Here is an 11466-nt window from a genome sequence, read left to right as displayed (position 1 = left end):
CGCGCGATCGTCACGCACGCCTCGATCTGGCACCTCGACGGCTTCGTCGGCTCCACCGACGGCTCGTACCACTGGGTGCGCCAGTGGGGCGACCCGATCGCCGACCGCGACCGCTACGACGAGCACTCCCCGCACCGGTGGGCGTCGGAGATCACCACGCCGATGCTGGTCGTCCACGGCGACAAGGACTACCGCGTGCCGATCGGGGAGGGGCTGCGGCTCTGGTACGACCTGCAGCGCCACGGCCGCGTCGCGGACGTCTCCAGGTTCCTGTACTTCCCGGACGAGAACCACTGGGTGCTCAAGCCCGGCGACGCGAAGCTCTGGTACTCGACGGTGTTCGCGTTCCTCGCCCACCACGTCCTCGGCGAGGACTGGGTGCGCCCGGAGCTGGTCTGAAAAAAAGACGACGCCCGCCGCGTCGTCGCGGCGGGCGTCGGTGGTTCGGGGGTCTGCGCGATCAGCGGCGCGTGCGCCGGGGGTTCGCCACGCTGCCCTGTCGGGCGAGCGCCTCGAGGATGGCGGCGCTGTCCTGCTCCTCGTGCGTGGTGTCGTTCTCGTTCATGCCCCCATGGTCCGCGCTCATGCTGTGGAGTCCATGTCGTGGAGCTGTGGTGATCATGACGCTGCGATGATGATCGCGCGACGCAACCCGGGTCAGGGGTTAACGTACCGTGCACGGTCGGTGGCGCGCTCCATGTGGCACTCTTGACCCCGTGCTCCGTACCGCCGGTGCGCGGCTCCTCGACGACCGTGACCGGTCGAGGGTGCGCGGTGTGCTCGATGCCGATCCGGTCGCGACCTGCATGGTCGCGTCGCGCGTCGAGACCGTGGGCGTGGAGCCGTGGCGGCTCGGCGGGGAGCTCTGGGGCGTCGGCGGCCGCCTCGACGGACTCTGCTTCTCCGGCGCGAACCTGGTGCCGCTCCGTGGTGAACGGGCCGCGGTCCGTGCCTTCGCCGACCGTGCCCGGCGGCACCGCCGGACCTGCTCCTCGCTCGTCGGGCGTCGCGAGCTGGTGCTCCCGCTGTGGGAGGAGCTCGGCGAGCACTGGGGCACCGCCCGCGAGGTCCGGCCCGACCAACCCCTCATGGCGATCGACGGCATGCCCTCGATCCGGGCCGACCCCGAGGTCCGGCAGGCGCGCCCCGACGACATGGAGCGTTACCTCCCCGCGGCGATCGCGATGTTCCTCGAGGAGGTCGGCGTCGACCCACGCCTCGGGGACGGGGGCGCCGGGTACCGGGCGCGCGTCGGGGAGCTGATCTCCTCGGGGCGGGCGTTCGTGCGGTTCGAGTCGGGCGAGGTCGTGTTCAAGGCCGAGGTGGGCGCGCTGTCCACGCGGGTCGGGCAGATCCAGGGCGTCTGGGTGCACCCCGACTGGCGCGGCCGCGGGCTCGGGCAGGCGGGAACGGCCGCCGTCGTCGCACACCTGGCGCGCGCGGGCCGGATCGCCTCCCTCTACGTGAACGCGTTCAACACCCCGGCCCGGGCGGCGTACACGCGTGTCGGGTTCAACCAGGTGGCGAGCTTCGCGACGGTGCTGTTCTGACGGGTCGTCCCCGTCGGGGATCGGCGCCTACCCTCGCGGTCGTGAAGGACCGGATCGGGCTGCTCGCCCTCGTCGACGCGCTCGCCGTGCTCGTGTTCGCCGCCATCGGCCGGCAGGCGCACGAGGGGGGCGCGCACGACGTCGCCTACGCGCTCGGCGAGGTCGTCGGGATCGCGACGCCGTTCCTGGCCGGCGCGCTGGTGGCGGCACTCGCCGTCCGGTCGTGGCGGGACCCGCTGGCCTGGCGCAGCGGGATCGCGGTGTGGATCGGGGCCGTGGTGATCGGGATGTTGCTGCGGTGGGCGTTCGTCGACCCGCCGCCGCTGAGCTTCGTCGTCGTCGCGACGGTCTCGCTCGCCGTCCTGGTGCTGGGCTGGCGCGGTGTCGTGCGGGGAATCATGACCCTGCGGGGCAGGCGGGCTCGTCAGGACGCACAGCGCCCGGCTTAGGGTGGAGACATGCCGGTGCGTGCCCCTCTGCGCGCCGGGCAGCAGACTCCTCTGCGCCCGGTGCCCGACTCGATCGTCCGTCCCGAGTACGTCGGGAAGCCCGCCCCCGCCCGTCCGACGGACCCGTGGGTGCAGGACCCCGACGTCATCGAACGCATGCGCGTGGCGAGCCGCATCGCCGCGCAGTCCCTCGCGGCCGGCGGCGAGGCCGTCAGACCGGGTGCGACGACCGACGAGGTCGACCAGGTGGTGCACGAGTTCCTCGTCGATCACGGGGCCTACCCCTCGACGCTGGGCTACCGCGGGTTCCCCAAGTCCTGCTGCACCTCGCTGAACGAGGTCATCTGCCACGGCATCCCGGACTCGACCGTCATCGAGGACGGGGACATCGTCAACATCGACGTCACCGCCTACATCGACGGCGTGCACGGCGACACCAACGCGACGTTCCTGGCCGGGGACGTCGCGGAGGAGGACCGGCTCCTCGTCGAGCGCACGCACGAGGCGACGATGCGCGCGATCAAGGCGGTCAAGCCCGGGCGGGAGCTGAACATCGTCGGGCGGGTCATCGAGTCCTACTCGAACCGCTTCGGCTACGGCGTCGTCCGCGACTTCACCGGCCACGGGATCGGGCGGGCGTTCCACTCGGGCCTGGTCGTCGTGCACTACGACGACCCCTCGCGGCACGAGATGCTCGAGCCGGGCATGACGTTCACGATCGAGCCGATGATCACCCTCGGGAGCGTCGACTACGACGTCTGGGACGACGGGTGGACGGTGACGACGAAGGACAAGTCGCGGACCGCCCAGTTCGAGCACACACTCCTCGTCACCGAGACCGGCAGCGAGATCCTGACGCTGCCGTGAGTCCCGCATGAGGCCCCACGTCCTCGCCTCCTGCGCCACGTCGCTCGACGGGTTCCTCGACGACGCCACGCCGGAGCGGCTGGTCCTCTCGGGCCCGGACGACCTCGACCGCGTCGACGCCGAGCGCGCCCACGTCGACGCGATCCTGGTGGGGGCGGGGACCGTGCGCGCCGACGATCCGCGGCTGCTCGTGCGCTCGCCGGACCGCCGCGCCGACCGGACCGCCTACGGACAGCCGCCCTCGCCGCTGCGGGTCGTGCTCTCGGGCAAGCCCCTCGACCCCGCCGCGCGGGTGCTCACCGAGGCGGGCGCCGAGACGGTCGTCCTGGACGGTTCCCCGAGCGAGATCCTCGACGACCTGGCGGGTCGCGGCGTCGTCCGCCTGATGATCGAGGGCGGCGCCGCCGTGCTGCGGGAGTTCCTGACGGCGGGGGTGGTCGACGAGCTGCAGCTGGTCGTGGCGCCCCGGCTGGTCGGTGAGGGACCCCGGTTCACCGGCGCACCCGGGGGGACTGCCCACCTCGTGGAGACCCGAACCCTCGGTGACGACGTCCTGCTCCGGTACCGCTTCGGCGCGCCCGACGACCGCCACCTCGCCGAGGCCTGCGTCCTCACCGAGCGCTGTCCGCCCAGCGCGAGCGCGTTCAGCGTCGGGTGCGTGGTGGTCGCCGCAGACGGGTCCGCGCTCGGCACGGGCTGGTCACGCCGCGACGACCCGCTCGACCACGCGGAGGAGGGCGTCCTCCGGGAGCTGGCGGGCGACCCGCGGCTGCCCGGCGCGACGCTGTACAGCTCGCTCGAGCCCTGCGGGCAACGGGCGTCCCGGCCGGACTCGTGCGCGACGCTCGTCGAGCGCGCCGGCATCTCGCGGGTCGTCTACGCGTGGCGCGAGCCCCCGGAGTTCGTCGCCCGCCCGTCCGGCATCGCGGCGCTCGAGCGGGCCGGGATCGCGACCACGCACCTGCCCCGTTGGGAGCCCCTGGCGCGGAGGGTCGCGAGGTGCGCTCCGCGCTCGTGAGCACTTTCCGGTGCCATAGCACCGGAAAGTGCTCACGAGCGGCGGAGCCGCACCTGCCGTCGGCGCCACCACCACGTCCAGAAGCCGGACCCGACGAGGTAGATCGACACCAGCCCGGCCGCGAACCAGACGAGCCGCGCCCACCAGGGCACCATGTAGCCGAAGTGCACGCCGTAGTTCCCACTGGTCCACGCCCACGAGCTCCACGACTGCTCGGGCCCCCCGGAGGCGATCTCGGCCCGGCCGGTGTGCGGGTCCACGTCCACCGTCGTCTCGGAGAAGAGCCGGGGGCCGCCGTAGCGCGCCGGGGCGATCCCCGACTGGAGCCCGACCTGGTAGTACCCGCCGAGGTCGGCGCTGGGCGGGATGACGTCGGTGAGCTCCTGGCCTCCCAGCAGCGCCCGGGCCGACGCGACGGCGCCCGCGGTACCGATGTCCGCCGCGTCGGGAGGCATGGCGTCGGGGGTGAAGCTGGCCTCGGCCTGCTCCTCACCGCCGGTCAGCGCGTACCAGGCGTCGCCGACGAACGGCATCCCGTAGCCCGCCCCCGTCACCGCCCACACCACGAGCAGGGGCAGGGCCACGAGCGCGCAGACGTCGTGCAGGTCCCGGTTGAATCGGTACTGACCGCGGCGCAGATGCACTGTGAGGCTTCGGCGCAGGTCCTTGACGAACCGGCGCATCGAGGGCCACCAGGCGATCACCCCGCTCACCGCCAGCACGGCGAACCCCAGCCCGACGATCCCGAGCACGAGGTTCGCCCAGGTCAGCTCGCCCAGCCCCGGCACGGTGGCGGCAAGGGCGGGGACGTAGCCGGTGTAGCCCTCGCAGGCGAGGAAGCAGTCGTGGACGTTGAGCAGCAGCCCGATGAAGCCGCCGGTGGTCTCGGCCTCCCCGAGGATCCGTCCGGAGCCGGCGTCGACGTAGGCGGCGTGGTGGTAGTCGGTGGTCGACACCTGCCAGACGCCGTCCACGGGCACGGTGTCGCCGACGGGGTAGCCGGGCCGCTCGCGGGCGACGACCGCCTGCGCCCCGCCCGCGTCGAGGGGCTGCGCGCTCGGTGTCGCCGCGAAGAGCTGCGGGCTGGACAGGCGCACGATCTCCGGCCGGAACAGCAGGACCGTGCCGGTCACCAGCTCGACGAGCAGGACCGACCCGACGACGAGCGCGAGCCACCGGTGCGTCACGGCGCTCCACCGACGGGTCGTCCGGCCGGCCTTCCCGACGCGTGAGCGGGACGGGCGCTCGCGGCGTTTCGGAGGGACGGGTGCGGCGTCCGGACCGGCCGGGTCGGTGACCTCGGTGACCATGCGGGACCTCCGGAGCGTCGATGCGTCGCTACGCACCGAAGCGCACGAAGTTAGGCAAGGCAAGCCTTCGTTCGATGGTCTGGCTCACCTGCACCCGAGGCCGCCTAGGCTCCCTGATCATGCGTGGCGCCCTCCTCGTCGCCGGAACCACCAGCGACGCCGGCAAGAGCGTGCTGGTGGCGGGCCTGTGCCGGTGGCTGCACCGCGCCGGCGTCGACGTGGCGCCGTTCAAGGCGCAGAACATGAGCAACAACTCCGTCGTCACCACCGACGGCGGGGAGATCGGGCGGGCGCAGGCGCTGCAGGCCGCGGCGTGCGGGCTGGCGCCGAGCGTCGCGTTCAACCCGGTGCTGCTCAAGCCGGGCTCGGACCGCACTAGCCAGGTGGTCGTCCATGGCCGCGTCGACGGCTCGGTCACGGCGCTGTCCTACCGGGAGCGCAAGGCCGCGCTGCTCGACGTGGTGACGGGGACGCTCGTGGACCTGCGGGCGCGCCACGACGTCGTGATCTGCGAGGGCGCCGGCTCCCCCGCGGAGATCAACCTGCGCGCCACGGACATCGCCAACATGGGGCTCGCGCGCGCCGCTGACCTCCCGACGCTCGTGGTCGGCGACATCGACCGCGGCGGCGTCCTCGCCCACCTCTTCGGGACGCTCGCGGTCCTGGAGCCCGATGACCAGGCGCTGGTGGCCGGATTCGTCGTCAACAAGTTCCGCGGTGACCCCGCGCTGCTCGCGCCGGGCCTGGCCCAGCTGGAGCGCCTCACCGGCCGCCCGACGCTGGGCACGATCCCGTACGCGCCGGAGCTGTGGATCGACGCGGAGGACTCGCTGGGCCACGACGGCGCCGTGGGTCGCCCCGCCGCGCCGCTGGGCGCCGACTGGCTCCGGGTCGCCGTCGTGCGTCTACCCCGTGTCTCCAACGGCACCGACGTCGACGCGCTCGCTGCCGAGCCCGGCGTCTCGGTCCGCTACGTCACCGCACCGGGCGAGCTCGCCGGGGCCGACCTCGTCGTGCTCCCGGGATCCAAGGCCACCGTCTCCGACCTGGCGTGGCTGCGCGAGACCGGGCTGGCGGACGCGGTGCTCGCCCACGCCCGGGCGGGACGGCCGCTGCTCGGGATCTGCGGCGGATACCAGATGCTGGCCCGCACCGTCGACGACCCGCACGGGGTGGAGGCGACGCCGGGACGGCACGCGGGGCTCGGGCTGCTCGACGTCGACGTGGTCTTCGACCCGGACAAGCACCTCGGGAACCCCACGGGCACCGCGCTGGGCGAGGCGGTCGAGGGCTACGAGATCCACCACGGCCGAGAGGTGCGCGGCGCCGGGGTGACGCCGCTGATCACGCTCGCCGACGGTGCCGCGGAGGGGGTCGACGCGGGTGCGGTGGTCGGCACGCACTGGCACGGCCTGCTGGAGAACGACGGGTTCCGGCGGCGGCTGCTCTCCCGGGTCGCGACGACGGCGGGTCGTGCGTTCCGGGTGTCGACGACGACGTCGTTCGCGGCGGCGCGCACCGCGCAGCTCGACCTGCTCGCCGACCTCGTCGAGACCCACCTCGACACGGTGGCGCTGCGGCAATTGATCGAGCACGGGGCGCCGCCGGGGCTACGGGTGGTTCCGCCGGCCGGCGCCCCCTGATGTCAGAAAAGTCCCGTTGCAGACACCCAGTGTCTGCAACGGGACTTTTCTGACACGAGGTGCGAGATCTACTTCGCGGCGTTCGCGATCTTGTCGATCGAGGCCGAGAGCTGGTCCTCCGAGACCATCGGGAAGAAGCCGCGGAAGTTGTCGTCCTGCACGGCGCTCCAGTCGTAGGTCTGGGTGACCTTCGTGCCGTTGCCGGCGGGCTCGAGCTCCCACGTGTACGTGTGGCCGATCGCCTTCACGTCACCGAGCTTGTCGGTGTGGCCGTCGATCGGGTGGAGCGACGGCGCCCAGCCGATCTTCCGGTTCGCCTCGTAGGCCACGACGGTGTTCTTCATCTGGTACGGGCCCAGGACGTCGTTCTCCATGTTCATGATGAACTCGTCGCCGGTGCCGCTGACCGGGGTGCCGCCGCCCTCGACGCCGCGCAGCATGTTCGCGCCGTCGAACTCCTGGTGCCGCTTCGGCGTCGACAGGATCGCGAACATCTCGTCGGGACCGGCGTCGACGGTCTTGCTGACCTGGATCTGGTCGCTCACGGGCGTCCTCCGTTGCACATCGCGTGACTGGTTGGTGGACCGCCCGCGGCAGGCATATCCGCGCGAGCGGTCGACACGCGGGAGTCGTGCCCGCATGGCGCACGTCTCAATCACGCACGATCGACCATTCGGCGCTGCCCGAACGGGCCGGAAGCTGATCGGACGGGGCCGGACGGCCGACTTGACGCTCCTTCAGAGTCCTCCTATGTTCATCGTATTGATCCGATGTGGTATCGGGCCAATATTCGAGGAGGACGACATGACGACAGCGAGCCCCACCGGCCGGTCGGACGCGTACCTGCTGATGCAGCGCATGTTCGACGAAGGATTCGCCACGGGGAACGGGGCGGTCGTCGACGAGCTCTGCTCGCCCGAGCTCGTGGACCACCAGTTCGGGACGGCGGGGGTGGGCGCCGAGGCGATCCGGCACGTCAAGGACGCGATGCGTGACGTGCACGGCGCCTACCCGGACATCAGGTTCGCGATCGAGGACGCCGTGGAGTCCGGCGACACCATCTGGGTCCGGGCGCGGGGGCAGGGCACCGCGACCGGGCCGTTCTTCGGGCCGCCCAGCGGTCGGCGGATCGACTTCACCGTCATCGACGTGGCCCGGGTCGTGGACGGCCGCATCGTGGAGCACTGGGGTGTGCCCGACCGTTTCGCCGTGCTGGCCCAGACCGGGGTCCTCGACCGGCTGTCCTGAGCCGGCCCGGCCCCGCTCCCGGGTGTTCCGCCCGCCCGTCGGGATGATGGAGCCGGCCGGACGGGTCGGGGAGACGGATCGGGAGAAGGAGCGCTGCATGGCGGACGGCGAGACCACGCAGCGCGGTGGCTCCCGCCGCTATCACTCGCCACGCCGGGCCGAGCAGGCCGCGGCCACCCGCGGCGCCGTCCTCGACGCCGCCCGGGACCTGTTCGTGGCGCAGGGATACGCGGCGACCACGGTCGCGGACGTCGCCCGGCGGGCGCGGGTCGCGGTCGACACGGTGTACGCGACGGTGGGACGCAAGCCTGCGCTCATGCGGGCGGTGCTCGAGACGGCGATCTCGGGCACCGACCAGGCGGTGCCCCCCGAGCAGCGCGACTACGTCGCCCGTGTGCGGGCGGCGTCCGGGCTGACGGACAAGATCGCCGCGTACGTCGGGGGCCTGATCCGGATCCAGGTGCGGCTCGCGCCCGTCTTCCTGGCCCTGCGTGACGCGGCCTCCGCGGATCCGGACTCGGCCGCGTTGTGGACCGAGATCACCGATCGCCGGGCCCGCAACATGCGGGATTTCGCCGCCGACCTGCGCTCCACGGGCGAGCTTCGCGACGACCTGACCGACGACGAGGTCGCCGATGTCGTGTGGAGCATGAACGGCCCGGAGTACTGGGTGCTGCTGGTCGGTGATCGCGGCTGGACGCCCGAGCGGTTCGGCGCGTTCCTCGTCGACACCTGGACCCGGGTGCTGACGAGCCCGTAGGGCGGTTCCGGGCCGGCGGGGGTCACCACAACGGCCGATTGACGTTCTCCGGCGGCAGGTCGACTCTCGATTCATCCGATCCTCCATCGGATCAATTAAGCGAGGAGCCCGCCATGACCATGTCTTCGTCGTTGGACGACGCAGCCCAGGAGACCCGCGACGTCGTCGTGACCCGTCCCGGTGGGTCGTCGGTCGCCACGTGGGCGATGGGGGCCCTGTTCGAGCGGCTGGTCGGTGCCGGCGAGACCGGCGGGCAGCTGGGGGCGTCGATCGTGACGCAGCCGCCGGGCGCCGCGAGCCCCGTGCACGTGCACACTCGCGAGGACGAGGCGTGGTACCTGCTGGAGGGCGCCATGACCTACCGGGCCGGTGCCGACCTGGTCCGGCTCGTCGCGGGCGACTTCATCTACTTGCCGCGCGACGTCCCCCACGCGTTCCGGACGACCGGCCCGGTCCCGAGTCGTTTCCTGGCGCTGACGGTGCCGGGCGACGTGCTCGACATCTACGACGAGGTCGGGTGCCCGGCCTCCGGGCGGCGCCTCCCGGACGGCGGCCTGCCCGCCGCGGAGGTCGCCCGCTGGATCGAGCTCGCGCCCCGGTACGGCCTGCGCATCGTGGGTCCGCCGATCCCCGAGGACGCGCCGACGTCCTGACCCCGCCCACCGATCGACGACGAGGAGCGTGTGATGACGTCGCCACCCGCAGAACCCCGGACCGCAGAACCCCGGCCCGCAGAACCCCGGACCGCCGACCCGCGCCCGGCCGACCGGCCTGGCCGGCTCGACGCCGAGCGGCTGGTCCGCGAGCAGTTCCGGATCCTCGAGACGGGGGAGCTGGACCTGGCCGACACCAACGTGACCGCCGGGTTCGTCAACCACCGGGCGGTGCACGAACCACTCGAGGCGCGTGGGCGAGGCCCGGATGCGCTCCGGGCGACCGCGATGTGGTTGCGCCGTGCGTTCAGCGACATGCGCTTCGACGTCCACGAGATCGCGGTCGTCGACGACCGCGCGATCGCCTGGGTGACCCACCACGGCACCCACACCGGGCCGTTCGTGCGGCACGAGTCCCCGGACGGCGCGGTCACCGAGGTCTTCCCGCCCACCGGCCGGCGCTTCGCGGCCCGGCAGGTCCACTGGTTCCGGATCGCCGACGGCGCGATCGCCGAGCACGACGCGGTCCGGGACGACATGGGGATGGCCAAGCAGGTCGGCTGGATTCCCCCGCGCCCGACGTACGTCCTGCGCATGCTGGCGGCACGCAGGCGCGAGCGTCGCTCCCCGGGACCGGCCGGGTTCGACCGGGCCTAGCTCGCGGGGCCCGCCTCGTAGACGTGGCCCGCGGTGCGCAGCCGCTCGACGAGGACCGGACCCATCGCGGTCGCCGGGGTGAGCGACCCGGCGCGGTCGGGCAGCCGGTCGCCGTCGAGGCCGAGGCAGAGCAGGGACTCGCCGAGGATCACCGCGGTCGCCGCGTAGCCCGGGTCGCCGGACGCGGAGACCCGGCCGGTGTAGCGCGCCCCCGTCGTCGTCGTGGCGTCGAGGTCGTGGCGGAACCAGCCCCTCGCGCGGGTCTGCTCCGAGGGGCCCTCCCCGGGCTTGGGCAGGACACGGTCGAAGAGCTGGCGCACGCCCGGCGTCGCGAACCCGGCGAGCAGCCCGCCCATCCCGGCCGTGACCGCCCCGGCGGCCACGGCGCCGAGCGGACCGGAGCCGGTCGCCATCACCTCGCCGTAGCGCAGACCCTTGCCGTAGGCGTAGCCGGCGATCGCGTTGGAGCGGCGCACGATGCGCGTGTTGTAGGACGCCATGACGAACGGGGCCGCCCACCGGCCGTCCCGCCAGCCGCCGTCGATGCGGTGCGGCGCCGGGTTGTCGCTGGGCTGGCGGGTGTCGGGCTCGCCGCCACGGTCCGGGGACAGGCTGTACGGGTCGCGCAGGATCTTGATCGTCGACCGGTCCGCCTTGACGGCGTCGGCGAGCCCGCGCATCGAGTCGATCGTGCCGCCCGACGCCCCGCCCCGGAGGCGGACGACGGCGTTGACGTCGGTCAGTTCACCCTCGCCGTCGGCCTGGACCCGGGCGTGCAGCAGCAGGACGCCGAGGTCGGAGGGCACCGAGTCGTAGCCGCAGGAGTGGACGATCCGTGCGCCGGTCTCCTGGGCACGGAGGTCGGCCGCGTCGATGGCCTCGCGGGCGAAGGTCGCCTCACCGGTCAGGTCCGCGTAGTGGGTGCCCACCGCGGCGCACGCCTCGACCAGCGGCAGGCCGTACTTCGCGTACGGGCCCACGGTGGTGGCCAGCGCCGTCGTCGAGGCGGCCATCGCGCCGAGGGCGTCGCGGTCGGTCGAGTCGGCGACGATCAGCGGCCAGTCCGACCCCGGTGCGGGGAGCGACGCACGGACCCGCTCGAGCTTGTCGCGCGATCGTCCGGCGAGCGCCACCCGGGTGCCGGTCGGCGTGTGGCGGGCGAGGTAGTCGGCGGTGAGGGCCCCGACGAAGCTGGTCGCGCCGTAGAGGACGACGTCATGCACGCGCTCGCTCATGGACGCGCACGGTATCGCCGGTCCCCGGCCGCCGCCGCGTGCGTCACCCGGTGATCACGAAGACCGGGTGCTGCGG

At 73.1% G+C, this 11466-nt stretch carries 13 protein-coding genes; 10 read left to right on the top strand and 3 right to left on the bottom strand.

What is annotated here, in order from left to right:
* The 5 genes from VGI02_RS27870 to VGI02_RS27850 all read left to right on the top strand — a co-directional run.
* A partial coding sequence (locus tag VGI02_RS27870; RefSeq protein ID WP_331633121.1) for an alpha/beta hydrolase family protein occupies positions 1-399 on the top strand: 399 nt, incomplete at its 5' end.
* A 317-nt stretch (positions 400-716) separates the two neighbouring features.
* A complete protein-coding gene (locus VGI02_RS27865) occupies positions 717-1550 on the top strand; it encodes a GNAT family N-acetyltransferase (RefSeq protein ID WP_331633119.1) in 834 nt (277 codons plus the stop codon).
* A gap of 41 nt (positions 1551-1591) precedes the next feature.
* Positions 1592-1999 carry a DUF3054 domain-containing protein gene (locus tag VGI02_RS27860; RefSeq protein ID WP_331633117.1) on the top strand — a complete coding sequence of 136 codons (408 nt, stop codon included), beginning with the start codon at positions 1592-1594 and terminating at the stop codon, positions 1997-1999.
* A 9-nt stretch (positions 2000-2008) separates the two neighbouring features.
* The gene (gene map, locus VGI02_RS27855) at positions 2009-2866 is read left to right on the top strand and encodes a type I methionyl aminopeptidase (protein ID WP_331633115.1); all 858 of its coding nucleotides are present in this window, start codon (positions 2009-2011) and stop codon (positions 2864-2866) included.
* Positions 2867-2873: 7 nt separating this feature from the next.
* The gene (locus tag VGI02_RS27850; protein WP_331633114.1) at positions 2874-3884 is read left to right on the top strand and encodes a dihydrofolate reductase family protein; all 1011 of its coding nucleotides are present in this window, start codon (positions 2874-2876) and stop codon (positions 3882-3884) included.
* Positions 3885-3916: 32 nt separating this feature from the next.
* On the opposite strand, the gene VGI02_RS27845 is transcribed toward VGI02_RS27850, so the two are convergent.
* Complete coding sequence (locus VGI02_RS27845; RefSeq protein ID WP_331633112.1) at positions 3917-5071, bottom strand: PepSY-associated TM helix domain-containing protein; 1155 nt, start codon at positions 5069-5071, stop codon at positions 3917-3919.
* A gap of 242 nt (positions 5072-5313) precedes the next feature.
* On the opposite strand from VGI02_RS27845, the gene VGI02_RS27840 reads away from it, so the two are divergent.
* Positions 5314-6837: a cobyric acid synthase gene (locus VGI02_RS27840; RefSeq protein ID WP_331633110.1), complete on the top strand. Its 1524-nt coding sequence runs from the start codon at positions 5314-5316 to the stop codon at positions 6835-6837.
* Between the two features lie 68 nt (positions 6838-6905).
* On the opposite strand, the gene VGI02_RS27835 is transcribed toward VGI02_RS27840, so the two are convergent.
* Positions 6906-7382, bottom strand: a complete 477-nt coding sequence (locus VGI02_RS27835; protein ID WP_331633108.1) for an SRPBCC family protein — start codon at positions 7380-7382, stop codon at positions 6906-6908.
* A 259-nt stretch (positions 7383-7641) separates the two neighbouring features.
* Between VGI02_RS27835 and VGI02_RS27830 the strand changes: the two genes are divergently transcribed.
* The 4 genes from VGI02_RS27830 (at position 7642) to VGI02_RS27815 (ending at position 10155) form a co-directional block, all read left to right on the top strand.
* Entirely contained in the window at positions 7642-8085 is a 444-nt protein-coding gene (locus VGI02_RS27830) for an ester cyclase (protein ID WP_331633106.1), read from the top strand.
* Positions 8086-8182: 97 nt separating this feature from the next.
* Positions 8183-8845, top strand: a complete 663-nt coding sequence (locus VGI02_RS27825) for a TetR/AcrR family transcriptional regulator (RefSeq protein ID WP_331633104.1) — start codon at positions 8183-8185, stop codon at positions 8843-8845.
* A gap of 113 nt (positions 8846-8958) precedes the next feature.
* Complete coding sequence (locus VGI02_RS27820) at positions 8959-9498, top strand: cupin domain-containing protein (RefSeq protein ID WP_331633102.1); 540 nt, start codon at positions 8959-8961, stop codon at positions 9496-9498.
* Positions 9499-9531: 33 nt separating this feature from the next.
* Positions 9532-10155 (top strand): ester cyclase, encoded by a 624-nt coding sequence (locus VGI02_RS27815; RefSeq protein WP_331633100.1) that lies wholly within the window; start codon positions 9532-9534, stop codon positions 10153-10155.
* On the opposite strand, the gene VGI02_RS27810 is transcribed toward VGI02_RS27815, so the two are convergent.
* On the bottom strand, positions 10152-11390 hold the full coding sequence (locus VGI02_RS27810) for a saccharopine dehydrogenase family protein (protein ID WP_331633098.1): 1239 nt from the start codon (positions 11388-11390) through the stop codon (positions 10152-10154). The genes VGI02_RS27815 and VGI02_RS27810 overlap by 4 nt on opposite strands.
* Between the last annotated feature and the right edge of the window lie 76 nt (positions 11391-11466).

Source organism: Actinomycetospora sp. (assembly GCF_036497245.1).
Classification (GTDB): Bacteria; Actinomycetota; Actinomycetes; order Mycobacteriales; family Pseudonocardiaceae; genus Actinomycetospora.
Note: the sequence above shows the minus strand (reverse complement) of the source record. Positions and strands in the feature narration are given on the sequence as shown.

What these genes read in the sequence shown, in the direction of transcription:
- VGI02_RS27850 (WP_331633114.1), top strand. Translation starts at nt 2,874, where the DNA reads ATGAGGCCCCACGTCCTCGCCTCCTGCGCCACGTCGCTCGACGGGTTC.
- VGI02_RS27810 (WP_331633098.1), bottom strand. Translation starts at nt 11,390, where the DNA reads ATGAGCGAGCGCGTGCATGACGTCGTCCTCTACGGCGCGACCAGCTTC.
- map (WP_331633115.1), top strand. Translation starts at nt 2,009, where the DNA reads ATGCCGGTGCGTGCCCCTCTGCGCGCCGGGCAGCAGACTCCTCTGCGC.
- VGI02_RS27820 (WP_331633102.1), top strand. Translation starts at nt 8,959, where the DNA reads ATGACCATGTCTTCGTCGTTGGACGACGCAGCCCAGGAGACCCGCGAC.
- VGI02_RS27830 (WP_331633106.1), top strand. Translation starts at nt 7,642, where the DNA reads ATGACGACAGCGAGCCCCACCGGCCGGTCGGACGCGTACCTGCTGATG.
- VGI02_RS27825 (WP_331633104.1), top strand. Translation starts at nt 8,183, where the DNA reads ATGGCGGACGGCGAGACCACGCAGCGCGGTGGCTCCCGCCGCTATCAC.
- VGI02_RS27815 (WP_331633100.1), top strand. Translation starts at nt 9,532, where the DNA reads ATGACGTCGCCACCCGCAGAACCCCGGACCGCAGAACCCCGGCCCGCA.
- VGI02_RS27840 (WP_331633110.1), top strand. Translation starts at nt 5,314, where the DNA reads ATGCGTGGCGCCCTCCTCGTCGCCGGAACCACCAGCGACGCCGGCAAG.